The sequence below is a fragment of the Achromobacter kerstersii genome, from assembly GCF_902859595.1.
GTDB classification, from domain to species: Bacteria; Pseudomonadota; Gammaproteobacteria; order Burkholderiales; family Burkholderiaceae_B; genus Achromobacter; species Achromobacter kerstersii.
In genome coordinates this window covers 122,602-147,556 of the sequence record NZ_CADIJQ010000005.1, presented here as the reverse complement: position 1 = coordinate 147,556, position 24,955 = coordinate 122,602, and the positions used below count along the sequence as shown (strand labels likewise).

Genomic DNA, 24,955 nt, shown 5'->3' with positions numbered 1-24,955 from the left:
AACAAAAAAGTATTGTCCCATACGGTAGCAGCCCGGCCCCTTTAACGCGCGGAACCCCTAAAATCACCTGCATCGAAAACCGCCTGTACAGTTACATTTACCGCTATGTTTGAAGCCGCTCCGATCGTCGCCGACTCCAAGGCCGCCCTGTACGCCGAACTGGCCGCGCAAGCGCGCGCCCTGCTCGAAGGCGAGCCCGACCGCATCGCCAACGCCGCCAACCTGAGCGCGCTGGCCTATCAGGCCTTGCCCGATCTGAACTGGGCGGGCTTCTATTTCTTTGATGGCACCGAACTCGTGCTGGGACCCTTCCAGGGCAAGCCGGCCTGCGTGCGCATTCCGCTGAATCGCGGCGTGTGCGGTGCAGCCGCCAGCCAGCGCCAGACGCAGCTGGTGCCGGACGTGCATGCCTTTCCCGGCCATATCGCGTGCGATGCCGCGTCGCGTTCCGAGATCGTTGTGCCGCTGGTGCATCAAGGCGAATTGATCGGCGTGTGGGATGTGGACAGCCCCGTGCCGGATCGTTTCGACGAAGACGACCGCCAGGGTATGGAAGCCCTGTGCGCGGTGTTCCTGGCCAGCCTGCGCTGACGCTGCGCGTGCTGGCGGCTCTGGGCCGCCCTGCGCCGTGAGTGACGGCCCGTGGCGGCCGTTGACACCGCGGCGCGCGCCCGGTAGATTTCCGCATCCGTCGCTTCATCTCGCGTGGCCAATCACGCGTTCGACTCATTCATTCATGAACCTTCAGGCCAACCAAACCGCTTCCTGCCTCCGCGCCCTGTGCGTGGTGCTGGCTGCCGTCGGCCTGAAATCCAAAAAACAGCCGCTCATCTGACCGGAGCATGCTGTTCCGTCAGATGGGCGACGGAACAGCGGCCTCTTGGCGGCGCATCAGCGCCTCTGCGCGCACCCCTGATATCCCGAGCACTTCTGTACGGTCCAACCACGGTCGTTACACCGAAGGAGTGTTCTCTCATGTCGACTCAACAATCTCTTTTCCAGGGCGTCTGGGTGCCGCTGGTGACGCCGTTTTCCGGCGGCGCCGTGGATGGCGGCGCCTTGCGCAGACTGGTGCGCCATTACGCCGCGGCCGGCGTGGACGGGCTGGTCGTGTGCGGCAGCACCGGCGAGGCCGCGTCGCTGGATGACGCCGAGCAACTGGCCGTGCTGGACGCCGTGCTGACCGAAGCCGGCCGGCTGCCCGTGATCATGGGCCTGGCCGGCAACCATCAAGGCCATGTGTTGCAGCGCCTGTCGGCGTTTGCCACGCGCCCGCTGGCCGGCATCCTGGCGCCCGCGCCGTACTACGTGCGTGCCGGCCAAGAGGGCGCCGCCGCCTATTTCCGCTGCCTGGCCGATGCGTCGCGCTTTCCCCTGGTGCTCTACGACATTCCCTATCGCACGGGCACAACGCTGGAGACATCGACCTTGTTGTCGCTGGCCGCGCATCCGAACATCGCCGCCATCAAGGATTGCGGCGGGTCGCTGGAGAAGACGCTGGCGCTGATCGCCGATGGCCAGATGAACGTGCTGGCGGGCGAAGATCTGCAATCGCTGTCCGTGCTGTGCCTGGGCGGCACCGGCATGATCGCCGCGGCGGCCCACATCCGGCCCGATCTGTTCGTGGCGATGCATCAGGCTGTGCGCGCGCAACAGCTCGACTTGGCCCGGCGCTTGTTCCAGGCCTTGGTGCCGGTGATCCGGCTGGCGTTCGAAGAGCCGAATCCCGGCCCGCTGAAGGCGCAACTGGGCCGCCAGGGCTTGCTGTCCGAAGAGCTGCGCATGCCGATGCCCGTTGCCAGCGCCGCGTTAGCCGCGCGCCTGGATGCGGCGGTTGCGGGCTTGAACCGCCAGTTTCCCTGCCAGTAGCCGGAAGTTAAGCCGTGATCAACGTGGCGTCCCACCCTTTGTGTTGCTCGGAATCATTTAGTAATAAATGGCTTACCGGGAAGCTGACGGATTGCTTATGATGCGGCCATTCTTCGGGGTGAAATCAAACGTTCATGGCCCAAGCTTTTGAAGCCTTATCCGCCTGGCAGGTGATGCTGGCGGGGCTGCTGTTCTTCGGCGGCATCTATCTGGTCTTCGGCGCGGCGACGTGGCTGCTGACGCAGCATGTGTTGCCGGCGTTGGGGCTAGGCCGGCCGCTGGACCCGCGCCCCTTGGCGCCGGGTCAGCTGCGGCGTGAGTTTGCGCAGTCGGGGCTGTCCATTCTGTTGTTCGGCACCGGCATGATCTTCCCGTGGGGCCTGTTGAAGCTGGGCTGGGCGCATCTGGACCCGGACCCCAGCTGGCAAAAAGTGGTGGTTGAAATCCTGGTGCTGGTGGCCTGGAACGACGTGCATTTCTGGATCAACCACCGGCTGCTGCACACCAAGCCGCTGCGCCGTTTTCATCTGCCGCATCACCGGTCGGTAGTGACCACGCCGTTCTCCACCTATAGCTTTCACCCTATCGAAGCGCTGATGCTGGGCAACGTGATCATGCTGCCCATGGTGCTGCATGATTTCAGTTTCTGGGCGCTGGCCTCGGTGCCGCTGTTCAGCCTGTTCTTCAATTGCATCGGGCATGCCAACTACGACTTCTTCCCCAAGGTCTCGTACGCGCATTGGTTCGCGGCCAGCCGCCGCCATCACCTGCACCACGCTTGCTACAACGGCAATTACGGCTTCCAGTTCACGTTCATGGACCGCCTGTTCCGCACGCGGCTGAAAGCCGAAGCGGCGGGCCCGCAGCTTGATGCTTTCCAGCGCAGAGAATCGCTTGGCGGACGGGCCTAGCCGCTTCCGGCTGCCGTCGCTGCGCAATCGTCGCGACTGGCAAAGCCTGGCGTATCTGGCCGCGCTGCCTGCGCTGGCGGCCTGGCAATGGGTCTACGGATTCTGGTGGCCGCTGTACGCGTTGATGCTGTTTTTGACACTAGGCATCGGCGTCATTCACCACAACCACACGCACATCAGAATGTGGCGCGGCCGGTGGACCAACCGCGCCACCGACTTCTGGATCACGCTGCTGCAAGGGCATCCCACGTTCGTGTTCTATCCCGCGCATGTGGCGAACCACCATCGCTTCAAGCATGGCGCACGCGATGCCGCGCGCACTTATCGTTTTGGCGGCGATACGAATCATCTGTGGGGCTATGTTTTGCACCCGTTCCAGGCTGGCTGGGTGCTGTATCCGATGTTCTTCGCGTGGCTTGGCCGCTTGCGCCGCCATTGGCCGGGCGCATGGCGCTACTGCATGGCGCAGTACGGCGTGTGGCTGGGATTGTGGGGCGGGCTGATTGCCTTGAACCCCGTGAAGGCGCTGGTGTTCGTGATCGTGCCGCAGTTGCACGGACTGCACTGGCTGCTGGCTACGAATTACCTGCAACACGCGCATGCCGACGGCGGACCCCGCCACGTCGCCGGGCTGAATTACGCGCGCAATTTCGAAGGGCTGGTCAACCCGCTGTTGTTCAACATCGGCCTGCATACCGCGCATCACGAGCATCCGCGCGCGCACTGGTCCGAACTGACCCGTCTGCATCGCGAGCACTACCGCCACCACGTCAATCCGGCGCTGAACGAAGCGGGGCTTACGCCCTACATGTTCCGCGTCTTCGTGCTGGGCGCGGTGGTGCCGCGCTTTCGCAGCCGTTCATGCATGGCGCCCGAGCACATTCGCTAGCGCCGCCATTCACCTTCCACTAGAGACCCGCCCATGCCTATCGCGTTCAATCGTGTCTATCTGGAGAGCGCCGGCTACTTCATGCCGGGCGAGCCCGTGTCCAACGACGCCATGGACAGCTACATTGCGCCGCTGAACCGGATGTCCAGCCGCATCAAGAGCCGCATCCTGGCCGAGAACGGCATCAAGCAGCGCTACTACGCCATCGACCCCGAAGGCCAGACGGTGTTCACCAACGCGCAACTGGCCGCCAACGCCATTCGCGATTGCCTGCGCCGCCACGACAGTGACCTGTCTGCCGTGTCGTTGCTGACCAGCGGCTCGTCGGGCGGAGACGCGTTGATGCCCGGGTTTTCGAACATGATCCAGGGCGAGCTTGCCGCGCAGCCGATGGAGACGCTGTCCGTGCATGGCATTTGCGCAGCCGGTGTGTCGGCCATTCAGGTGGCGGCGCAGGGCGTGGAAATGGGCGGACACGCCAGCGCGTTGGCCGTGGCCAGCGAACTGCCGTCGCGCCTGTTCAAGCGTTCGCGCTTTGCGGCGCGTGGCTACGATGCGGACTTCGATGCGCACTTCCTGCGCTGGATGCTTTCCGATGGCGCGGGCGCGCTGCTGCTGGGCAACAGCGGCCGCGCGCTGCCGGGCGCGTCAAGCGGCGTGCGCCTGAAACTGAAGTGGGTGCACCAGCGTTCGTTCTCGGGTGACTACCCGGTGTGCATGCAGCTGGGCCTGTCGGCGGACCGCAACAAGGGGCACCTGGATTACCCGTCGTGGAACGAGGCCGAGGCCGATGGCGCGCTGTCGTTGCGCCAGGACATCCGCCTGCTGCCGCACCTGTTCGACATCGGCATCCACGAGTACGCCAAGCTGGTGCGCGATGGCTGGCTGGACCCGGACAACGTGGACCATTTCCTGTGCCATTACTCGTCGGAAAAATTCATCCCGGTGGTGGAAGACCTGATGGAGAAGGCTGGCCTGGTGATCCCGCGCGAGCGCTGGTTCAGCAACCTGGCGTGGCGCGGCAATACGGGCGCGGCGTCCATCCTGATCATGCTGGCCGAATTCCTGGAAACGCGTGAGGTGAAACCGGGCGAGCAGATCTTCTGCTACATCCCCGAGTCGGGCCGCTTCATGGCGGCGTACATGCTGCTGGAGGCCGAAGCGGTGCACGCGGCGCCGGCGGGGCTTTCTGCGGCGGGGTCGGCGGGGGCTTCGGCTGCAACGTCGGATTCCTCCCCGGCTGCGGCTTACGCGGCGGCCCCGGCCACCCCCTCGCCACGACTCGACGCGCAAAGCGGAGACGCCGACGCCATCGCGCCGCCGCACGATCCCGACATGGCGCCGCAAGGCCTGGGCCAGTTGCTGACCGAACTTGCGGCGATCTGGCACGACTATCGTTCCCGCGTGTGGCGCACGCCGGTGGTGCGCCGCTTGCGCAACCGCCAGTTCCAGACGGCCGACTACCTGAACTGGATGGAGAACTGGATTCCGCAGGTGCGCGAAGGCAGCAAGTGGATGCGTGAAGGCGCGGCGTCACTGTCCGAGCAATACGCGCCGCTGGCCGGGCTGATCGACATGCATGCCGGTGAAGAGCAGAACGATTTCCAGATCCTGTTCCAGGACTACCGCAACGCCGGGGGCACGGTGGACAGCATCGACGCGCTGCGCCGCAACCCGGGCGGCGAAGCGCTGAACGCCTATCTGCACAGCCTGGCCGCCACGCGTGACCCGATCGGCCTGCTGGGCGCGATCTACATCATCGAAGGCACCGGCCAGCGCATCGTGCCCGCGCTGCTGCCGCTGCTCAAGGCCAGCCTGTCGTTGCCGCCTGACGCCTTCCGCTTCCTGGAATACCACGGCCATAACGACGAGCATCACTTGGCGCGCTGGCTGTCGGCCGTGGAACTGGCGCTGGACTGCGATGAAGACGGCCGCGCCGAACAACGCATCGTCGACACCGCGCGCCGCACGGCTGCGCTGTATCTGATGCAGTTCCACCACGTGATGGAGGGCGATGCGGCATGAGCACGGAACCCGAATTCCTGTCCAAGCCGCACGACCCGGCCGACCCCAGCCCGTGGCTGGCTTTGTACCTGGACCGCAGCACGCCGCTGCCGGACAAGGTGAAAAAAGCCTGGCTGACGGATTCCAGCTGCGCGTCGCGCCAGTACCTGCTGCCGTTCCTGCGGCCGCTGGCGCGCGCTTTCATCATCCTGATCCAGGTGGTGAAGACCTTTTTGCCGCGCCGCTGGTCGCATTCCAAGCTGCTGCATCGCATCCTGGCGTGGGGCCTGAAGCGCTTCGTGTCGCCGGAAGCGAATTGGCTGATCCTGCGCCACTTCCATCTGGGCGCGCAGGCGCTGGCCTTCATCGCTGCGAATTCGCCGGTACCCATCACGACGACGCCGCTTGAGCCGATGGAGATCGACGACCTGAAGGACGAGCTCTTCGTCAAACATGACCTGAACCTGTTCAACTTCGTCATCCGGCTGAATCAGGCGCTGCGCGAAGCGGGCGTGGAAATGCATGCGCCCCAGACAGTGGATTTCTCGATGATCCAGGACCCGCCGCTCAAGCTTGAAGACATGCCGCAGGGCAAGCTGAACTTCCTGGACCTGCAAAGCGCCATCGAACTGTTCACGCCGCTGTATCAGCTGATGCTGACCGATAACGACTTCTGGCGCGCGTGCAATTCGCTGCAACTGGACGAGACCATCGGCATCTATGCGGCCAAGCTGCTGGGCGCGCCGCAGCATCTGATCCTGGTGAACAACAACCATCCGCTGGTGCCGCTGTCGACCTTGCGCGCGGGCTACCGGCTGGTGCTGCATGGCTTGTCGACGGAAATGCTGCACAGCCTGCTGATGGAGATGAAGGCGGCGCAACAGGGCGCGGAACCGCCTGCGCCGATTGCATAGCAAAGCGGTCAGGACAGGGCACAACTTGGTGTAGACCCTGCGTTACACGGAAAAAAGCCTGCGTTATATTGCGTCCCTTGTTCGGCGAGCCGCGCCGGGCCGCGTTCGCATCGCGTGATTCTCCGTTGCGTGAGTCTTGATTCCGGAAGTGCCTCTTATGCCTCAGCCTATTGAAGTCATCGCCACCATTTTGTTCGCCGTGGCGGTTCTTCACACGTTCTCGGTGCCATTTTTTGCGCGTCTGGCGCATCGTGGCGGACCGCATGCGGGCTTCTGGCATCTATTTTCTGAAGTTGAAGCCGTGTTCGGCGTGTGGGCCTTTGCGCTGATCGTGGCCATGGCCGCGCTGTCGGGCCCGGCCAGCGCCGTCAACTACATGGACACGCGCAACTTCACCGAGCCGCTGTTCGTCTTCGTGATCATGGTGGTGGCGGCCAGCCGGCCGATCCTGGAAATGGTGGGACTGATCGTGCGCATCGTGGCGCGCGGGCTGCCGCTGCCGCGAGAACTGGCCACGTTTTTCGTGGTGATGGCGCTGGTGCCGCTGGGCGGTTCGTTCATCACCGAGCCGGCCGCCATGACGCTGGCCGCCATCCTGCTGCGCGACGCCTACTTCCGCACGAGCGGCCGCGCGGGCTTCAAGTACCTGACGCTGGGTGTGCTGTTTGTGAACGTGTCGATTGGCGGGGTGCTGACGTCCTACGCCGCGCCGCCGGTGCTGATGGTGGCGTCTACCTTCGGCTGGGATTCGACCTTCATGGTGCAGCACTTCGGCTGGCGCGCGGCCATTGCCGTCTGCCTGAATGCCGGTCTTTTGACCTTCATCTGCCGCAAGGCGCTGATGGAGCGCTCGGTGGGTACGGGCGGTGGTGTGGATGCGCCGGAAGGGGCGGATGCGCGCCCGCCAGTGCCGGCCATCGTCATCCTGGTGCACATGGTTTTTCTGGTGGCCGTGGTGCTGACCGCGCACCATCCTGCGATCTTCATGGGTCTGCTGATGATGTTCATCGGCTTTTCGGAAGCGTACAAGCGCCATCAGAACCGCCTGCTGATCAAGGAAGGCCTGATGGTGGGCTTCTTTCTGGCCGGTCTTGTGGTGCTGGGCGGCCTGCAGAAGTGGTGGTTGCAGGACTTGCTGGGCGGACTGGAACCCTTCGTGCTGTTCTGGGGCGCCACCGCACTGACGGCCATTACGGACAACGCCGCGCTGACCTACCTGGGGTCGCTGGTCGAAGGCACCAACGAAGCCTGGCGCTACATGCTGGTGGCGGGCGCCGTGACGGGCGGCGGGTTGACCGTGATTGCCAACGCGCCCAACCCGGCGGGTTTCGCCATCCTGAAGAACCACTTCCCGGACGGCAGCATTTCGTCGGGCCGTTTGTTCCTGTCGGCCCTGGGGCCGACGCTGGTGGCGGCGGTGATGTTCCTGCTGCCGGTTTGAGCTGACCCGCCCTGGCGGACCGGGGGGCGGCGCCCCTCGGATCGGCCCCGGGGCCGCCTCGACGGACACGACACCGACGGTTCATGAAAAACCGCTAAAATTCAAGACTTTCCCGTATTTTTTTCCGGCCTTGCCCGACCGCCGCCCCGGACCCTTGCGCCCGGCGACCGACGGCTTTTGATTTTTCCGGGCCCGCGCCTGGGAGCCCCTGATGCCCATCTACGCTTATAAGTGCAGCGCCTGCGGCCACGCCAAAGACGTCTTGCAGAAGATTTCCGATGCGCCGCTTTCGGTTTGCCCCGAATGCGGTGAAAGCACGTTTTCCAAGCAGGTGACCGCGGCTGGATTCCAGCTCAAGGGTTCCGGCTGGTACGTCACCGATTTCCGCGGTAACGGTTCTGGCGGCGCTGCGCCCGCCAGCACGGCCGCGTCGTCGGACAGCGCCGCGCCCGCCGCGGCGCCGGCGGCTTCGGCTCCTGCGGCAGCCCCCGCCACCCCCGCGCCGGCTGGCGGAACGTCCGCCACCTAGGCCTACGCGATGCGGATGCGCCTGATCAAAAAGTACTTCATCACTGGCCTGCTGATCTGGGTTCCCCTGGTCATCACGGTGTGGGTGCTGGGTTTGCTGGTCGCCACCCTGGAAGGGTTCGTGCCTGGCTTTCTGTCGTCCGAATCGCTGTTCGGCATCGACATCCCCGGCTTCCGCTTCGTCCTGGTCATCGTGGTGGTACTGTTGACGGGCGTCTTCGCGGCCAACCTGATCGGCCGTACGATGGTGGACCAGTGGGAAAACCTGCTGGGCCGTATCCCGCTCGTGCGCTCCATCTACAACTCGGTCAAGCAGGTCAGCGATACCGTGCTTGCCCCGAACGGACAGGCGTTTCGCCGCGCGGTGCTGGTGCAGTATCCGCGCGCGGGTTCCTGGACCATTGCTTTTGTCACCGGCACGCCCAGCGGTGAAGTGGCCAGCCTGATGCCAGGCGACCACATCAGCGTGTATGTGCCGACGACGCCGAACCCCACGTCCGGCTTCTTCCTGATGATGCCTCGCGCTGATGTGATTGATCTTCAGATGAGCGTGGACGCGGCTTTGAAGTACATCGTTTCCATGGGCGTGGTCGCCCCGGCCCAGGCGCTTGCGCCCGAGGACCGGCCGGCCCCGCTCTCTCCGGCGGCTGGCGCGCAAGACGCGCCGCGCGCCGATTCGTAACCCTTACGCTCAAACTAAGCACACAACGGAGTCATCCCGCATGCGTACCTGCTACACCGGCCAGGTTTGCCGTGACCATCTCGGCCAGACCGTCACCCTGTACGGCTGGGTGAACCGCCGCCGCGACCACGGCGGGGTCATCTTCATCGACTTGCGCGACCGCGCGGGCCTGGCTCAGATCGTGTTCGATCCGGACAATGCCGCCTTCGCCACCGCCGAGCGCCTGCGCAACGAATTCTGCGTCCGCGTCACCGGCCTGGTGCGCGAGCGTCCGGCTGGCACCGCGAACAGCGAACTGGCCTCGGGCGAAATCGAAGTGCTGTGCAAGGAAGTCGAAATCCTGAACGCGTCGGTCACGCCGCCGTTCCAGCTGGATGACGACAACCTGTCGGAAACGACCCGCCTGACGCACCGCGTGCTGGACCTGCGCCGCCCGCAGATGCAGCGCAACCTGATGCTGCGCTACCGCGTGTCGATCGAAACGCGCAAGTTCCTGGATCAGCTGGGCTTCATCGATATCGAAACCCCGATGCTGGCCAAGAGCACGCCCGAAGGCGCGCGCGACTATCTCGTGCCCTCGCGTGTGAACGCCGGCCACTTCTTCGCGCTGCCGCAATCGCCGCAGCTGTTCAAGCAGATGCTGATGGTGTCGGGCTTTGACCGCTACTACCAGATCACCAAGTGCTTCCGCGACGAAGACCTGCGCGCTGACCGTCAGCCCGAATTCACCCAGATCGACTGCGAAACCTCGTTCCTGAACGAATTCGAGATCCGTGAAATCTTCGAAAACCTGATCCGCCACGTGTTCAAGGTGGTGCAGGGCGTTGATCTGGCCCAGCCGTTCCCGATCATGCCGTGGACGGAAGCGATGCGCCGTTACGGTTCGGACAAGCCGGACCTGCGCGTGAAGCTCGAATTCACCGACATCACCGACGTGATGCGCGATGTGGACTTCAAGGTGTTTGCCGCCGCCGCCACGGCGCCCGGCAGCCGCGTGGTCGCCTTGCGCGTGCCGGGCGGTGCTGAAATGTCGCGTAGCGAAATCGACGGCTACACGCAATTCGTCGGCATCTACGGCGCCAAGGGCCTGGCCTACATCAAGGTCAACGAAGTGGCCAAGGGCCGCGACGGCCTGCAATCGCCCATCGTCAAGAACCTGCACGACGCTGCCCTGGCCGAACTGGTCAAGCGCACCGGCGCGCAAGACGGCGACATCATTTTCTTCGGCGCGGATCGCGAGAAGGTCGTCAACGACGCCATCGGCGCGCTGCGCGTGAAGATCGGCCACAGCGAATTCGGCAAGAAGACCGGCCTGTTCGAAGCCGGTTGGCAGCCGCTGTGGGTGGTTGACTTCCCGATGTTCGAATACGACGAGGAAGACGGCCGCTACACCGCCGCTCACCACCCGTTCACCAGCCCGAAGGATGGCCACGAAGACTTCCTGGAAACCGATCCCAGCAAGGCGTTCGCCAAGGCTTACGACATGGTGCTGAACGGTTGGGAAATCGGCGGTGGCTCGGTCCGTATTCACCGCGAAGAAGTGCAGAGCAAGGTGTTCCGCGCGCTGAAGATTGGCGCCGAGGAAGCGCAGGAAAAGTTCGGCTACCTGCTGGACGCGCTGCAATACGGCGCGCCTCCGCACGGCGGCATCGCTTTCGGCCTGGACCGCATCGTGACGATGATGACCGGCGCTGAATCGATTCGCGACGTGATCGCCTTCCCGAAGACGCAGCGCGCTCAGGATCTGCTGACGCAAGCGCCGTCGGAAGTCGACGAAAAGCAACTGCGCGAATTGCACATTCGGTTGCGTAACGTCGAGCCGAAATGAAGTAATCTGGCGTAGCGCCGCCGCTTGTCGCGGCGGTGCTCAGCCAGCCAATCCTCTCGGGGGGCACGCCAGAAGTTTGGCGTTTCCCCGATGTCGAAAGGCGCCATATCCTCTATGTCGCTTATCCGTGTCGTCAGCTACAACATTCACAAGGGCCGTTCGGCATTAGGCCGGCGCGACTCCTTGAATGAACTGCGCTTAGGTCTTTACGGCCTGCGCCCTGATCTTGTCTTCCTGCAGGAAGTTCAAGGCCGCAACGAGCAGAAATCCCTGCTCGACGCTCAACACGAATCGCTTGCCGCCGCCCTGCGGCTGGATGTGGCTTATGGCCGCAACGCCATCCGTCATGCGACGGACCACGGCAACGCGCTGCTGTCGCGCTATCCCATTCTTGACCACGAAAACCTGGACATCTCCGACCACCGGCTGGAGCAACGCGGCCTGCTGCATGCGCGCATCGAACTCGATGGCCGCGCGGTGCATTGCTTTGTCGTGCATCTGGGTCTGTTCGCCGGTAGCCGCACCCGCCAGGTGCTGGCGCTGACCGAGCGTATCCGGCGCATGGTGCCGGACGGCGAGCCCATTCTGATCGCAGGGGATTTCAACGATTGGAACGACCGCCTGGCGCCGCTGTTCGTGCAGCAGCTGGGCCTGTATGAAGTGTTTTCCCACGCCCCGCGCAGCCATGGCGGCGAACTGCCGCGCCTGCGCGATTCCGTCAAACGGCTAAGCAACGCGCTGCGCGGGCTGCCCAACGGCGGCTTGTCGGTGATGGAACGCACCAATCAGCTGGGCATGGAAGGCAGCTCGCGCCTGCTGCTGCCGCCGCCGCGCACGTTCCCTGCCGTGTTCCCGTGGTTTCGTCTGGACCGCATCTATCAGCGCGGCTTTGCCGTGCGCAGCGCGCGCGTGTTGCGCGGCCGGGAATGGGCGCGCTTGTCCGATCACTCTCCCTTGCTGGCCGAGCTGGAACTTCCGTGAAGGCCGAGCAGGTCAAGCTTGAATGGACGGACGGCAACAACATCCGCTTGTTGCAGAATGGGTCCGACTTTTTTCCCGCGCTGTGCGCGGCCATCGATGCCGCGCAAGTCAGCGTGCATCTGGAAACCTACATTTTCATGGTGGACCGCACCGGTTCGCAGGTGCTGGAATGCCTGACGGCGGCGGCGCGGCGTGGCGTGAAAGTGCGGGTGGTGCTGGATGGTTTCGGCAGCGCCATGAGCGTTGAGCATGTGCGCGCAATGCTGCTGGACGCAGGCGCCCAATGCCGCATCTTCCGGCCTGAGCCGCGCTGGTTCGCGCGCTTTATTCCGTCGCGCAGTCGGCTGCGACGGCTGCATCGCAAGGTCACGATTGTGGATGGACGCATCGCGTTCATCGGCGGCATCAACATCATCGACGACTACGATGACCTGGACCCCACGGACGGCATCTCCGCGCCGCGCTTTGATTTCGCGGTGCAGGTGGAAGGCCCGCTCGTCACCGAAGCAGCCTATGCGCAGGACTTGCTGTGGGTGCGCTTGAACTGGGCGCGATTGCGGCGCCATCCGCGCGACTGGAGCCGCATGCGCTTGACCAAGCCGCATCATGCATACGTTGAACCTTGCGGCACATTGCGCGCAGCGCTGGTGCTGCGCGACAACCTGCGGTATCGGCAGACCTTTGAACGCGCGTATCTGTACGGCATCACGCAGGCGCGCCGCGACATCCTGATCGCCAACGCGTATTTCTTTCCGGGGCGCCAGTTCCGCCGCGCCCTGGCAAAAGCCGCGGCGCGCGGCGTGAAGGTGCGCTTGCTCTTGCAAGGCAAGGTCGAATACCGCATGCAATACCACGCCACGCGTTCGCTGTATGACCAGCTGCTGCGTGACGGTATCGAGATCTACGAGTACATGCCGAGCTATCTGCACGCCAAGGTGGCGGTGATTGATAACGTGGCGACGGTGGGCTCGTCCAACCTGGACCCCTTCAGCCTGCTGCTGGCGCGCGAGGCCAATGTGGTCGTGGACGACCAACCCTTTGCGTGGGACTTGCAAGAGCGCCTGGAGACGGCCATCCGCGAAGGCGGCCGCTTCATCCGCCCGCTGGAATATCACCGCCGCGGATGGGTGCGGCGCTGGGTGGACGCGGTGTCGTACACGCTGCTGCGCATTGGCGTGGCGTTGACGGGTACGTCGGATAAGTACTAAGCGCGGCGGCGCTTGACCAGCCCCAGCGCCAAGGCGGTGCCCACCAGAATGATGGCGGCGCCGATCGCGATGGATGGCGTGATGCTTTCATCCAGGAACCACCCGCCCCACACAACACCAAAGATCGGCACCAGAAACGTGACGCTGACGGCCGCAGTGGGGCCGACGTTGGCGATCAGGCGGAAGAAGATGATGTACGCCGCGCCGGTGCAGACGACGGCCAGCAAAATGGTCGAGATCCACGCCGCCATTGATGCCGGGGCGTCTGGCCAGGCCGAAATGGCCAGCGGCAGCAACACCAGCGACGCCGCAATCATGCTGCCCGTGGCGCTGGCCAGGGCATCCACACCTGTCAGAAAACGCTTCGTCCAGTTTGCGGCGATGCCGTAGAAGACAGGCGCCGATACCGCCGCCAACACGGCGGGGCCGGTGCCGCCGGCCTGGAAATTCAGCTTGTCCCACACCAGCACGATGATGCCCAGGAACCCGATCAACAACCCCAGCGACCGCATCCAGGGCAGCCGGTCTTTCAGCCACAGCCATCCCACCACGGCGCCCCACACCGGCGTCACGGCATTGGCCACCGACAGGAAACCCGCGCCCAGCGATTGGGCGGCGTAGGCGTAGAGCAGGAACGGGATGGCGGCGTTCAGCGTGCCAACGACCAGCAGCGCCTTCCAGTGCCGTGCGATCACCGGCAGCTTGCCGCGCCACAAGGCGGCGGGCAGCAAGAACAGCGCGGCCAGACCCACGCGCAATTCGATCAGGGCGATGGGGCCGAACTCCTTGACGGCGACCCGCATGAACAGGAAGGAGCCGCCCCAGACCGCTGCCAGCAGCAGCAAGTCCAGCAAATTGCGTTGACGCATGATTGTCTCGATGACCCTTCGGCCGGTTTCTTATTCTTGGCCGTGGCTTATTTGCGGCTGGTGACGAGGTTCTTCATCTTGACCCGATGCGCCAGCAACGCACAGGTCAGCGACAGCACAATACATAGGCCGAGGCCGGTCCGCACTCCGTTTAGTACCGTGCTGTGCGAAATGATGATGCCCACTACCGCCGTACCCAGCGCGCTGCCGATGGCGCGGGTCGTCTGCACCAACGCGGACGCCACGCCCACGTCGCGGCGCTCGCTCAGCATCTGCATGAAGAGCGTCAGGTTGGGTAACAGGAAGCCCAACGCGCAGCCATTGACGAAGAAGGCGGCAAGAATCCACCAGGCCGATGTGCCTGGCGAAATCAGCAGCACCATCAGGCTGCCGCCTGCCAGCAACAGGCCGCCGAACACCATCAGGCGCTGCGGCTCGGTCTGCTTGGGAAACAGCCGGCCGTTGATGATGCTGCCCACCGAAATCGCCGCTACCAGGGGCGTCAGCAGCAGCCCGGCCTCGCTGGGGGTGTAACCCAGTACCTGCTGCAACAACAGCGGGCTGTAGAAGATCAGCACAAACATCACCGCGCCGACCATCATCGCCGACAGATTCAGCAGGCGGGAATCGCGTCCCGACAGCACGCGCAGCGGAAAGATGGGCGACTTCACCCGGCGTTCGGTGGGAATCAGGATGGCGATGGCGGCCACGCCAATCAAGGCCAGCATGCCGCCCAGCAGCGGGTGCGCATGTTCACCGCGGGCGAAGGCCAGCTCCAGCGCGGCCAGCGGCGCGCCCACGGCCAGCACCAGCAGAATGGCGCCCACCCAATCAATCTTGCGGCTGCCGTCATGCATGGGCCGGATGCGGGGAAAGTAGCGCGCCAGCAGAAAGAAGGCGCCGGCGGCTGCGATAGGCGAAATGAAGAATGCCGCGCGCCAGCCCAGCGCCTGCGTCGCCGCGCCGCCCAGCACCGGGCCGATGCCGCTGGCCATGGCAAATGCTGCCGACACCAGCGCCATCCATCGCACCCGCTGCTTGGCGTCCGGGAACAGGTCGGCCGGGGCCGCGAAAGCAGTCGCAATCATCATGCCGCCGCCCACCCCTTGCAGGGTGCGGAACACGATCAATTGGGTCATGGACTGCGCCAGTCCACAAGCGATGGAGCCGAGCGCGATGATCAGCACGGACACGAGCATCAGCGGCTTGCGGCCGAACATGTCGCCCAGCCGGCCGAAGATCAGGATAGAGGCCGCGGTGGCCAGCAGATAGCCCGTACCGACCCAGGCATAGAGCGCCATGCCGTCCAGCGCCTCGGCCACGCGCGGAAGCGTAGTGCTGATGATGGTGGAGTCCAGCGCCGCCAGAACGACCGTGGCGGACACCCCCGCCATGGCCATCAACAGGTCCCGTCGAGAGTGGGCGGGGTCAGTCGATGGCGGGGCTGGTGGCGGTGGCGGAGTCATCCGCCAAGGATATCACCAGCCCACTAGGGTTTTCACTTGTAAAACGAGTGGTATCCCCAGAACACCGCGATGACTAGAACCACTAGCGCCCATGACCATCGGGAATTGGACAGGCCGCGGGGTTCGGGTTCGGGCGGTGGGGGCGGCGGCGCGATGCGCGGTTGCGCTGCCATGTGGTCGATGAAGGCGGCGAAGAACTTCTCGATGATCTTTTCGCCCGCTTTCAGCAGCAAACCTTCGCCGCACTCGGCGAGCTTGCCACCCGCCATGCCGGCCACGGTGTAGGCGACACGGGTGCCTTGGTCCTTGGTGCTGAGATTGATCTGGGCGGTGCCAATCGCCAGGCAGGCCGCGCGGCCTTTGCCTTCGAACACCAGCGTGCAACTGTCGGGAGCGTTGACATCGGACATCAGGATCTCGCCTTCGTAGTCCGTGTCGATCCCGGCGATCTTGGCCCGCAGGGTGATGGCATATTCCGTGGCGCTGCGCATGGCCACCTCCACGCAGCCCGGAATGCACTTCTGCAAGACTCTCGGGTCGGTCAACGCATCCCATGTCTGGTGTTGCGTCGAAGGAATCCATTGGGCATCGGCAATGCGCATGGCTGTCTCCTTGGAAGAGTTATGCGGACATTGTGGCCCTAGTTGCGAAGTTTGACTATGGGGGCGTCCCAAGACGCCAGTTGCCTGCCCGGACGCCGGAATTCTTGTCGCTCAAAGCCAGGAGCCAAGCCACTAACGTCACGTACAAGGATATGTTCTGCATTGAACGGAACATGAGTTCGGTCAATCCGAATATTGCGAATCCAAGCGTAAGGGCCAAGCCCATGGCCGCCGCGATGCGGATCGGCATCGGGCTCTGTGCGGCCAAGCGGCGGAAATAGACATAGGCCGGAGCGGCGTAGAGCAGCATTAAGCCCAGGCTGCCGAGCAGGCCGTAGGTGGTCTGTATTTGCAGTATGTCATTGTGAGGCTCTCCGAAATCCTGGGCGACAAATGGCGAGACGACACCGGTCGCCACTCTGGCTTCCAACTCGGGGACGAATCGCTCTGGCGACCCGAGACCGAAAACGGGCTCCGCTTCGATCATCTGAAGGCTGGCTCTCCAGAGCTGCAGTCGGATGCACATGGAAGTATCTGCTGTTGCTTGGCTTCCATGGCATTCTTGTACCTCCTGGATTCCTTGAGCCACGCGTGCCCGCAGCGCCTGGTTTGAGGAACCCAGCGCGACCAGGATTGCAAGGCTCCCAGCCAGCAAGCCAATTGCCTTGAGCGGTTGGCGGGGCTTGCCAAAGAGCCACAATGCAATGAGCACGAAGAGTGGAATAGCCAGCCACCCTGTTCGCGTCTGCGTCAGCACAAAGCCGGCAAAGGCGCTGACGATGATCAACCCCGTGACACACTTTTCAAGCTGCGGCCGTTTTGTCAGCGCCCAATTCCAGGCATAAACGATGAAGACGAGCCACAGCAATAAAAGATTGCCATAGCCCACTGCGTTGTATTGAGGCGTATCAGGGCGGTTCCAACGGGGGAAAACCAACCAGAACACGATAGCGGCCGACGCCAAGGCGGCCACCGATATGCCACCGGCGGCATACCGTAGCAGCTTGGCATCAATGCTCAGCATTGCGCCAAGAATAATCGGGAAGGCAAGGGAAATGCGCAGGCCTCGTTCAATCGAAGCACTGTGAAAACTGCCGTGGGCGAGCTGGCTAAGCACAATTGCACAGATAGGCACGGTAAGCGCGCCGATGACATAGCGATAGGGCGTCAGGTCATGCAGCGTCTCCCTCCATCCCCCGGGCCGATGTACGCACCGGATCAAGCATGCCAGGACGATTGCGTAAAACAGCGTGCTGGCACCGCCAAGGGTCATGGCTGCCACAGGCAGAACTGTTAGCAATGTGACAATGAGTTGGGGCAGAAGGGGGAGCATGGCGGAGGCTCGAGCCCGAGAGGGCACGTGCACTTGAATTGCGGGTTGGCGGTTGCGTGCTTAGGTAAATCTTAGGCTCTCCCCGCAGTCGAGACTAGCGGGGATGGGAATTGTAACAAATATACAGAGTGACCTTGTATCTTTATCTAGTCGCCTCGGGCCGGACGCCGAAAAATGGACCAAATCGTCACCAAAATGTAATTTACTATAAATAGTTCTTATTTCTAATGGGGCCGCCATTGATCGACCGGTTTTGGTTGTGTCCTCAAAATCGCAATGCCTCGGTACCGGGAAATGGGGGTGGCGTCCCCTAATTCATGAAGGATTCTTTGCCAAGTATCTACTCCTTATTACGCTCACCTACAATGGTGAAAGTGCGATAATTACGCCTGCGCAGGTTTACGCGCGCAACGCAAGGGTAGTGAGCCAAGCGGTGGCGTCCAAGAGGCGAAGCCCAATTTTGGCAAGCACCGATTCCGCCCCGTATAATCTAAACGGTGAGGCGTCAGCAGGATAAGTAGCGCATCAAATTTTTACTTGGCACTGCGCGGGCTGGTTTTAATGCTAGAAAATTAAGCGTGGCTAAAAGCTGGACCGCTTTGGATTTTTTTAAAAAATTACCACAGCGGCGGGCAAGATATCTAAATACTCATTACGTAACAGCGCTTATATAAAAATATGCTTTATTTGCTTGTGGCGTTCATCGCGTCCTTGGGTTTTACGTTGCTGGTGCTTAGGTTTAATGCGATTCATGGAAAATTTACCGCCGACCATGAAACCAAGGGGGTTCAAAAATACCACGACAAGCCTGTGCCGCGAGTTGGGGGGGTATCCCTTGTGTTCGCGATGGCTTGCATTTTTATATTGGCGACTTTTCGCGAATCCTCGTTGCGCGACGAGCCATTGATTTTACTGGCGGTGGCGATGCCTGCATTCTTAGGGGGGTTGGCTGAAGATATCACCAAGCGCGTAAGGGTATTGCAGCGGCTGTCTTTGGCAATGCTGTCTGGCATGGCTGCATATTATTTCCTCGGTGCGGAATTGACGCGGCTGGATATAATCGGAATCGATTGGCTTCTGCAGTTCGGTCCCATCTCGTTTATTGTCACCGCGGTGGCCATTGCTGGCGCCGCCAACGCAATCAATATCATTGACGGATATAACGGTCTGGCTGCCGTTGTCTCTGCAATGATCTTTGCGGGCTTTGCATACGTATCCTATTACCTTGGCGATCGCCTGCTGCTCGTCACCTGTGTGGGAATGATAGGCGCAATTTTCGGCTTCTTGTTATGGAATTATCCGCGTGGTCTGATATTCCTGGGGGACGGGGGGGCTTATTTTATCGGTTTCATGATCGGAACTGTTTCCGTACTCATGCTCGCCCGGCACCCCAACGTTTCCGCATGGTTCCCCTTGTTGCTCTGCATTTATCCCGTGTTTGAGACTTTGTTCTCGATCTATCGAAAAAAATGGCTTCGAGGGGTTTCTCCCGGCGCTCCCGATGGCGTGCACTTGCATATGCTAATTTATAAGCGCGTGGTGCGATGGGCAGTGGGTTCCAGCGAACTGCGGCATCGGAACCAGCGCAATTCCATGACTTCGCCATATCTCTGGCTGCTATCGTCCATGGCTGTTATTCCGGCGGTCCTCTTTTGGCAAATGCCATACGTGCTGATGGCGTGTGCGGCAGGCTTCTCGGTCACTTATGTGCTCCTATACCGAAAGTTGGTGTTGTTCCGCATGCCGCGCTGGATGATCCTCAAGAAACGCGGCCGTTACGGTTCAGGGCGCTCTTTGCGTAAATGATATTTTTTATTCGCTCCTACATTGCTGATTTTGACGCCCGCATGGGAAAGTACTTCGATGCGTTAACCGATGCGGAAATTCCATTCTGCTTCATCGGCTGGAACAAGGACGGCCGGCCGGCATCGGCCCGGCGGGGGTTTCGCTATTTTTCCAAGATTGCCAAATTGGGGGGTGGGTGGCGCAACGCCATCGCTTTGCTGTGGTGGAACGCCTATGTCTTTTGGCAGCTGATCAAAGCGCGGCGTCAGGTCCGCGTCGTGCATGCGGTGGACCTGGACTCTGGCTTCGCAGCCTGGCTGTTTTGCCAGATGTTCAGGCGCCCGTTGGTGTTGGATCTGTACGATAAGTACACCGCCGTGCGGAACATCGGAGGCATACTTGGCAAGGCGATTGACGCCTTGGAGCGGATGATCGCCAAATCCGCCGCGTTGGCAATCATTGCAAGCGCTGAGCGTTATTCTCAGCACGGTTTGCAGCCAAATGAGGCCAAGGTGCTTGTCTTGGAAAACGTTCCGCATCCTGGAATCGAGCGCATTGCACCCTGGGAAGTAAGACGGCCTTGGAAGATTGGTTATTTTGGCGTACTTGAGGCGCAGCACCGCGGGCTGGAAGATCTGCTTTCCGCCTGCACGGGACGACTTGACGTCCAACTGCACGTCGCGGGATATGGTCGACTAGCGCCACAGTTTTCCGCTGCGTCCGAGAATTTGCCGAACATTCATTTTCACGGGGCGAGAGAAAGCGCTGCCGGGCTGCGGCTGATGGCCACGATGGACATCATGGTGGGTTTGTATTATCTATCGGTGCCGAATCACCGGCACGCCTCTCCAAATAAATACTATGAACATTTGATGCTCGGCCGTCCCTTGCTGACGACCGACGGGACGCCGCCTGGGGCGAGGGTTGATCAAGACGTTTCGGGATGGGCTATCGGCGAAGGGGCGCAAGCCATCACAGCGTGGCTGGATGCGCTTACCGAGCCCGCCGTTACCGAACGGGGCAAACGCGCCGCGCAGTTGTGGAGCGAACGTTACGAATCGTATTACCTCACGCATTACTGCGGTGAGTACGTTGCGAGGGTGAAGCAGCTGTACGTTGGTGGGCGAGCCGATGGCCTTTGAGACTAGACCCGTCGTTTCGATCGTGATGCCGGCCTACAACGCAGGGCAGTTCATTGTCGATGCCATCACGTCCGTGCTGAGTCAGACGTATGAAGCCTGGGAACTGCTGGTCGTCGACGATGCTTCGGTCGACAATACGGCAGCGCTCGTCGAGGCGTTCCAGCAAGATGACCCGCGGATTCAGTACCGCCGCAATTCCACCAACATGGGCGTCGTCCACAGCCGCAATTGCGCGCTGGCCATGGCCAGCGGTCAGTACGTGGCATTTCTCGACGCGGACGATGTATGGGCGCCTTTCAAGCTGGAGCGGCAGGTTTCCTTCATGCAAGAGACGGGTGTGCCGATCTCCTATGGAGATTATTTCCGGATTGATGGCGATGGCCGGGTTGTTGGCAAGGTGCTAGCGCCGCGGGTGTTGCGATACGAGGATATGTTGAGGTCGAATTTCATCGGCAATCTAACGGGAATATTTCGCCGGGCAGACTTGGTCAGCCTGAAGTTCGAAGACATCAAGCACGAGGATTACCTATTCTGGTTGCGAGCGCTTGAGCGTTCGGGCGTGGCCCGCGCTACGCCCTCAAGCGAGCCTCTTGCCAAATATCGCGTCAGCGCCAGCTCATTATCCGCGAACAAGCTTAAAGCGGCACGCTGGCAATGGGGAATTTATCGCTCAGGCCTTGGTTTGTCCGTTTTTCGCAGTGCGTTTTTTTTCCTATGCTACGCGTGGCATGCGGTAATGAAGCGCGGAGTATGGCGAAAGCTCAATCATGATTAATTTGTAGGGATTATTGCGCGTGTCTCAAAAATCAAAACACAGTGCATCTCCGCTGTCGCTAGTCAAAAGCTTGGCCAGGAATCGCCAGCTCACTTGGAATCTCATAAAGCGGGAGGTCGTCGGCCGATATCGTGGTTCGGCCTTGGGCCTGTTGTGGTCATTCTTCAACCCCGTTTTCATGTTGCTGGTCTACACCTTTGTGTTTAGCGTAGTTTTCAAGGCGCGCTGGCCGGGGGGGTCCGAATCCAAAGCGGAATTTGCTTTGGTGCTTTTTGCCGGCCTTATTGTGTTCAATATGTTCGCCGAGTGCATAAACCGCGCCCCGTCATTGATCTTGGGTAATGTCAATTATGTCAAAAAGGTCGTGTTCCCTTTGGAAACGCTTCCTTGCGTATCCTTGGGTGCGGCGCTCTTCCATATGCTGATCAGTCTTCTGGTTTGGGTGATCTTTTACCTGATCTTGTTTGGCGTTCCGCATTGGACCGTTGTGCTGTTCCCGCTGGTAATTTTGCCTTTGGCCATCATCATATTGGGATTCAGCTGGTTCCTTGCGGCGCTGGGTGTATATCTGCGGGACGTTACGCAATTCATTAGCATCATTACAACCGTTCTCATGTTTCTCTCACCCATATTTTATGCGGCAGAGGCGATTCCAGAGAGATTTCGTCCATTCCTCCATATCAGTCCGCTGACCCTCATTATCGAGCAAAGCCGGAACGTTCTGTTCTGGGGGAAAACGATTGAGTGGGATGTTTGGGCAATCTATATGGTGGTGGCGATGGTCGTTGCGGCATTGGGTTTTTCATGGTTCCAAAAAACAAGGAAGGGGTTTGCCGATGTTCTCTGAGAAAGTCATTTCGGTAGAGAACGTCTCCAAGCGGTTTGAGATGTACTCGCAACCGCGGGATCGTTTGCTGCAATTTCTCTCGCTAGGGCGACGCCAATATTTCAAGGAATTCTGGGCGCTCCGTAATGTCACGCTGGACGTAAAAAAGGGCGAGACAGTAGGAATTCTTGGCCGTAATGGCAGCGGCAAGAGTACGTTGTTGCAGATTATTGCCGGCACGCTGGCGCCTACGTCGGGGGAGGCCACCGTCAACGGCAAGCTTGCTGCGCTATTGGAGTTGGGTTCCGGTTTCAACCCGGAGTTCACGGGACGCGAGAACGTCTACCTGAACGGTTCTATTTTGGGCTTCTCCAAAGACCAGATGGACGAGCGAATCGACGAGATCATAGCTTTTGCGGACATCGGGGAGCACTTGGAGCAGCCTGTCAAGACGTATTCAAGCGGTATGTATGTGCGCTTGGCGTTTGCGGTACAGGCATGCGTCCAGCCTGACGTATTGATCGTCGATGAAGCGCTGTCTGTCGGGGATGAGAAGTTCCAGCGCAAGTGTTTTGATTACATCGAACGTTTGCGAGCCGGCGGTTGCGCCATCTTGATCGTTACCCACGCAACCTCAACCGTGGAGAAATTCTGTCAACGCGCGGCCTTGCTGCATCGGGGCGAATTGCATGGGTTGGGTCCGGCCAAAGAAGTCGTCGACCAATACCACGCGTTGCTTTACTCCGACGAGCGGACCTATTTGCGCTATTTGAACGCAAATGTGTCGTCGGGTGAGGCGGCGGCCGATGAACAGAGGGCCGTTTCGGAGCAAGTGGCGACATCGGGAGCGATTGAGCCGGGTCCGGATGACGATCCCGGTATGCGGGCGCTGATCCGCGGCTGGCGAGCCTTGGATGAGGCTGGCGAGCAGTGCGAGGCTTTTGAGATAGGACAGAAGGCCCGAATCGAGGTGGATGTCGAGGTGTTCGCGCCAATCTCGATGATGCAGGCGGGCTTGCTTATTAGAACGGTCGAGGGCGTTTCCGCCTTTGGCACGAGTACGCTCTATCACGATTCCAGCTATGCAGATGCCAAACCTGGGGATCGCCTGCGGGTCGTTTTCGATCTGGAGCTGGCTTTGTGCGAAGGCAGCTATTTTGTCACGCTTGCCATCGCCGAAGAGGTTACTAAAGCGGGGATGGACTATCTCGACCGAAAGACCGACGTAATCATTCTTAAGGTGAGCCATCGCCGTACGTTGGGCAGCGGAATTGCCGCGCTTGCGTCGAAAGCCCGGGTAGAGAAGCTGTGAGCGGCAGATCACCCTCTATTCTTATCGTTACCGAGAGCTACGACGTTGGCGGTCTGGAAACATACATAGCCGGTCAAGTGAGAGTCATGGCTGCCGATGGCTGGGCGGTGCATCTGGCTTGCGGTTCCGAGCCGATCGCCGAGTTTTTGCCGCCCGGCTTGGCTACGCTTCGCACCGGACTGCGGCTGGGGCCGGATTCTACCGTCACCGATTTGGTGGCGACTGTGGAAAATTTGCGCGCACTCATTCGGGAAATGGCGGTCACGCATGTGCATGCGCATCCGTTCACCAGTCTTTTCCCTGCGATGCTGGCGGCAGCGCTGGAAGGCGTGCCTTTTATTCTCACTTTGCATGGTCCGGCGTCATTGAGCTCCGGATACGGTCCGTTCAACGACTACCTTTCGGCAGCGTTGGTCCTGCCCACGGCAAATGCCGTGCTTGCCGTATCCGAGGAGGTCCGCGACCTGTCGGCGCCTTACGTTCCTGGCGGGCAGCTTTGCATACAATACAACGCGATTGATGTTAACCGGTTTGGGCATTCCGATTCGTTGATGCCCAATGACGCGCCGTGGTTGGTCGTCAGCCGACTTGATGCGGTCAAGATCCATGGCATCCGGCAGTTCGTAAACCAAGCGCATGCGCTTGGTTTCACCCACATCGATATCGTCGGGGATGGGCCTGGTCGAGTGACGCTGGAAGAATGGCTGCAGTCGGATGGCGTTGATCACATCGCCCGGTTCCTGGGGGCGCGTTCAGATGTTCATAACCTGATGCACTCGAGCGCCGGCGTCGCGGGGATGGGCCGGGTGTTGCTGGAAGGCGTGGCCTGTGACAAGCCGGTGTGCATGGTCGGCTACGACGGGGTCAAAGGCTTTGTCGGCCCCGACCTGTTTCGGCGCGCTGCGTCCGCCAATTTCTCCGGACGTAATCTGCCTAACTTGTCGACCGAAGATCTTGTCAGTCAACTTGAAGGCGGGCCGGCAAGAACGGCGGAACTGTTGGAGATGATGCGGCGGCACCACTCTGAGGACGCGGTCTGGTCCTCGTTTGCGAAGCAAATATCTGCTTATACTTACAGCGGATCGCCGTTGGTTCGGGCAATATACAGTGTGCTTCAGGCTGAGGAGACTGCCGCCTCGCAGGTGCCATATCTTCAATCAGAGGAGTTGTTCTACCGTATCGGGCGCGTGTTGCACTCCGCAGCGTACTTTTCCCCCGCAGCCGTTGAAGGTTTCCGATTTTACGAGTCGCGCATGAACGCTCTTCGTTGGGGCAGGGAGCAGGCGCAAGTTGCTGCCACGCAGCGGGAGATCCTCTCGGGCATGGCGCACGCCGAAGAGCATCGTTCGCAAGTGATGAAACAGATGTTGAACGAATTGCGGGATCTTAATGCTGAGGGTCGGCGCGAGGTCGAAGAGCTAGCTCAGTCGATCAAGGCGCTTGAGGGTGCTCTCAGCAGGCTTGATATCCGCCTGCAGCAGCAAAAGACATGGCGAGAGCGGATTTCAGACGCTGTTCGGAGCCGCTTGGGCCGCTGACCTAATCGGCGTGCGAAAACAAGGCGATTCATCGCGAATTTCCCGCCTCCGA

22 protein-coding genes are annotated in these 24,955 nt (G+C 61.2%); 18 read left to right on the top strand and 4 right to left on the bottom strand.

Annotated elements, in window-relative coordinates; genetic code table 11:
* The first annotated feature begins 105 nt into the window (after nt 1-105).
* The 12 genes from HV765_RS16480 (at nt 106) to clsB (ending at nt 13,255) form a co-directional block, all read left to right on the top strand.
* Nucleotides 106-591, top strand: coding sequence for a GAF domain-containing protein (locus tag HV765_RS16480; RefSeq protein ID WP_054420808.1), 486 nt, complete (start codon nt 106-108; stop codon nt 589-591).
* Between the two features lie 384 nt (nt 592-975).
* Nucleotides 976-1,869: a 4-hydroxy-tetrahydrodipicolinate synthase gene (gene dapA / locus HV765_RS16475; RefSeq protein ID WP_054420807.1), complete on the top strand. Its 894-nt coding sequence runs from the start codon at nt 976-978 to the stop codon at nt 1,867-1,869.
* 134 nt (nt 1,870-2,003) lie between these two features.
* Entirely contained in the window at nt 2,004-2,780 is a 777-nt protein-coding gene (locus HV765_RS16470; RefSeq protein ID WP_054420806.1) for a sterol desaturase family protein, read from the top strand.
* Nucleotides 2,764-3,669, top strand: coding sequence for a fatty acid desaturase (locus HV765_RS16465; RefSeq protein ID WP_082386896.1), 906 nt, complete (start codon nt 2,764-2,766; stop codon nt 3,667-3,669). Before HV765_RS16470 ends, HV765_RS16465 begins: the two co-directional genes overlap by 17 nt.
* Before the next feature lie 33 nt (nt 3,670-3,702).
* Nucleotides 3,703-5,694, top strand: coding sequence for an iron-containing redox enzyme family protein (locus tag HV765_RS16460; RefSeq protein WP_175170380.1), 1,992 nt, complete (start codon nt 3,703-3,705; stop codon nt 5,692-5,694).
* The gene (locus HV765_RS16455; protein WP_175170379.1) at nt 5,691-6,587 is read left to right on the top strand and encodes a DUF6999 family protein; all 897 of its coding nucleotides are present in this window, start codon (nt 5,691-5,693) and stop codon (nt 6,585-6,587) included. The genes HV765_RS16460 and HV765_RS16455 overlap by 4 nt, the downstream gene beginning before the upstream one ends.
* Nucleotides 6,588-6,744: 157 nt before the next feature.
* Nucleotides 6,745-8,028 carry a putative Na+/H+ antiporter gene (locus HV765_RS16450; RefSeq protein WP_054420802.1) on the top strand — a complete coding sequence of 428 codons (1,284 nt, stop codon included), beginning with the start codon at nt 6,745-6,747 and terminating at the stop codon, nt 8,026-8,028.
* Between the two features lie 211 nt (nt 8,029-8,239).
* Nucleotides 8,240-8,557, top strand: a complete 318-nt coding sequence (locus HV765_RS16445) for an FmdB family zinc ribbon protein (RefSeq protein ID WP_054420801.1) — start codon at nt 8,240-8,242, stop codon at nt 8,555-8,557.
* Between the two features lie 15 nt (nt 8,558-8,572).
* Nucleotides 8,573-9,238 carry a DUF502 domain-containing protein gene (locus HV765_RS16440; RefSeq protein ID WP_054420800.1) on the top strand — a complete coding sequence of 222 codons (666 nt, stop codon included), beginning with the start codon at nt 8,573-8,575 and terminating at the stop codon, nt 9,236-9,238.
* Nucleotides 9,239-9,278: 40 nt separating this feature from the next.
* Nucleotides 9,279-11,066, top strand: coding sequence for an aspartate--tRNA ligase (gene aspS / locus HV765_RS16435; protein WP_054420799.1), 1,788 nt, complete (start codon nt 9,279-9,281; stop codon nt 11,064-11,066).
* A gap of 114 nt (nt 11,067-11,180) precedes the next feature.
* Nucleotides 11,181-12,047 carry an endonuclease/exonuclease/phosphatase family protein gene (locus HV765_RS16430; protein ID WP_054420798.1) on the top strand — a complete coding sequence of 289 codons (867 nt, stop codon included), beginning with the start codon at nt 11,181-11,183 and terminating at the stop codon, nt 12,045-12,047.
* A complete protein-coding gene (gene clsB / locus HV765_RS16425; RefSeq protein WP_054420797.1) occupies nt 12,044-13,255 on the top strand; it encodes a cardiolipin synthase ClsB in 1,212 nt (403 codons plus the stop codon). Before HV765_RS16430 ends, clsB begins: the two co-directional genes overlap by 4 nt.
* Here the strand turns inward: clsB and HV765_RS16420 are convergent.
* The 4 genes from HV765_RS16420 to HV765_RS16405 form a co-directional block, all read right to left on the bottom strand.
* Nucleotides 13,252-14,124, bottom strand: coding sequence for a DMT family transporter (locus tag HV765_RS16420; RefSeq protein WP_175170378.1), 873 nt, complete (start codon nt 14,122-14,124; stop codon nt 13,252-13,254). The two genes, clsB and HV765_RS16420, sit on opposite strands and share 4 nt — an antisense overlap.
* Before the next feature lie 47 nt (nt 14,125-14,171).
* On the bottom strand, nt 14,172-15,524 hold the full coding sequence (locus HV765_RS16415) for an MFS transporter (RefSeq protein ID WP_054420795.1): 1,353 nt from the start codon (nt 15,522-15,524) through the stop codon (nt 14,172-14,174).
* 98 nt (nt 15,525-15,622) lie between these two features.
* Nucleotides 15,623-16,192: an SRPBCC family protein gene (locus HV765_RS16410; RefSeq protein ID WP_175170377.1), complete on the bottom strand. Its 570-nt coding sequence runs from the start codon at nt 16,190-16,192 to the stop codon at nt 15,623-15,625.
* 55 nt (nt 16,193-16,247) lie between these two features.
* Entirely contained in the window at nt 16,248-17,525 is a 1,278-nt protein-coding gene (locus HV765_RS16405; protein ID WP_175170376.1) for an O-antigen ligase family protein, read from the bottom strand.
* A 678-nt stretch (nt 17,526-18,203) separates the two neighbouring features.
* Here HV765_RS16405 and HV765_RS16400 point away from each other — a divergent pair.
* The 6 genes from HV765_RS16400 to HV765_RS16375 are packed head-to-tail and all read left to right on the top strand — an operon-like array spanning nt 18,204 to nt 24,903.
* Nucleotides 18,204-19,331, top strand: coding sequence for an MraY family glycosyltransferase (locus HV765_RS16400; RefSeq protein WP_175170375.1), 1,128 nt, complete (start codon nt 18,204-18,206; stop codon nt 19,329-19,331).
* Nucleotides 19,328-20,452: a glycosyltransferase gene (locus tag HV765_RS16395; protein ID WP_175170374.1), complete on the top strand. Its 1,125-nt coding sequence runs from the start codon at nt 19,328-19,330 to the stop codon at nt 20,450-20,452. The genes HV765_RS16400 and HV765_RS16395 overlap by 4 nt, the downstream gene beginning before the upstream one ends.
* A complete protein-coding gene (locus HV765_RS16390) occupies nt 20,442-21,227 on the top strand; it encodes a glycosyltransferase family 2 protein (protein ID WP_175170373.1) in 786 nt (261 codons plus the stop codon). Before HV765_RS16395 ends, HV765_RS16390 begins: the two co-directional genes overlap by 11 nt.
* A 19-nt stretch (nt 21,228-21,246) precedes the next feature.
* Complete coding sequence (locus tag HV765_RS16385; protein ID WP_175170372.1) at nt 21,247-22,074, top strand: ABC transporter permease; 828 nt, start codon at nt 21,247-21,249, stop codon at nt 22,072-22,074.
* Nucleotides 22,064-23,365 (top strand): ABC transporter ATP-binding protein, encoded by a 1,302-nt coding sequence (locus tag HV765_RS16380; protein ID WP_175170371.1) that lies wholly within the window; start codon nt 22,064-22,066, stop codon nt 23,363-23,365. The genes HV765_RS16385 and HV765_RS16380 overlap by 11 nt, the downstream gene beginning before the upstream one ends.
* Nucleotides 23,362-24,903, top strand: coding sequence for a glycosyltransferase (locus tag HV765_RS16375; protein WP_175170370.1), 1,542 nt, complete (start codon nt 23,362-23,364; stop codon nt 24,901-24,903). Before HV765_RS16380 ends, HV765_RS16375 begins: the two co-directional genes overlap by 4 nt.
* Nucleotides 24,904-24,955 lie beyond the last annotated feature (52 nt).

Coding starts and splice junctions, on each gene's coding strand:
- HV765_RS16415 (WP_054420795.1), bottom strand. CDS start 15,524: ATGGCCATGGCGGGGGTGTCCGCCACGGTCGTTCTGGCGGCGCTGGAC.
- HV765_RS16400 (WP_175170375.1), top strand. CDS start 18,204: ATGCTTTATTTGCTTGTGGCGTTCATCGCGTCCTTGGGTTTTACGTTG.
- HV765_RS16455 (WP_175170379.1), top strand. CDS start 5,691: ATGAGCACGGAACCCGAATTCCTGTCCAAGCCGCACGACCCGGCCGAC.
- HV765_RS16380 (WP_175170371.1), top strand. CDS start 22,064: ATGTTCTCTGAGAAAGTCATTTCGGTAGAGAACGTCTCCAAGCGGTTT.
- aspS (WP_054420799.1), top strand. CDS start 9,279: ATGCGTACCTGCTACACCGGCCAGGTTTGCCGTGACCATCTCGGCCAG.
- HV765_RS16430 (WP_054420798.1), top strand. CDS start 11,181: ATGTCGCTTATCCGTGTCGTCAGCTACAACATTCACAAGGGCCGTTCG.
- HV765_RS16440 (WP_054420800.1), top strand. CDS start 8,573: ATGCGCCTGATCAAAAAGTACTTCATCACTGGCCTGCTGATCTGGGTT.
- HV765_RS16470 (WP_054420806.1), top strand. CDS start 2,004: ATGGCCCAAGCTTTTGAAGCCTTATCCGCCTGGCAGGTGATGCTGGCG.
- HV765_RS16480 (WP_054420808.1), top strand. CDS start 106: ATGTTTGAAGCCGCTCCGATCGTCGCCGACTCCAAGGCCGCCCTGTAC.
- HV765_RS16410 (WP_175170377.1), bottom strand. CDS start 16,192: ATGCGCATTGCCGATGCCCAATGGATTCCTTCGACGCAACACCAGACA.
- dapA (WP_054420807.1), top strand. CDS start 976: ATGTCGACTCAACAATCTCTTTTCCAGGGCGTCTGGGTGCCGCTGGTG.
- HV765_RS16450 (WP_054420802.1), top strand. CDS start 6,745: ATGCCTCAGCCTATTGAAGTCATCGCCACCATTTTGTTCGCCGTGGCG.
- HV765_RS16460 (WP_175170380.1), top strand. CDS start 3,703: ATGCCTATCGCGTTCAATCGTGTCTATCTGGAGAGCGCCGGCTACTTC.
- HV765_RS16390 (WP_175170373.1), top strand. CDS start 20,442: ATGGCCTTTGAGACTAGACCCGTCGTTTCGATCGTGATGCCGGCCTAC.
- HV765_RS16395 (WP_175170374.1), top strand. CDS start 19,328: ATGATATTTTTTATTCGCTCCTACATTGCTGATTTTGACGCCCGCATG.
- HV765_RS16445 (WP_054420801.1), top strand. CDS start 8,240: ATGCCCATCTACGCTTATAAGTGCAGCGCCTGCGGCCACGCCAAAGAC.
- HV765_RS16405 (WP_175170376.1), bottom strand. CDS start 17,525: ATGCTCCCCCTTCTGCCCCAACTCATTGTCACATTGCTAACAGTTCTG.
- HV765_RS16420 (WP_175170378.1), bottom strand. CDS start 14,124: ATGCGTCAACGCAATTTGCTGGACTTGCTGCTGCTGGCAGCGGTCTGG.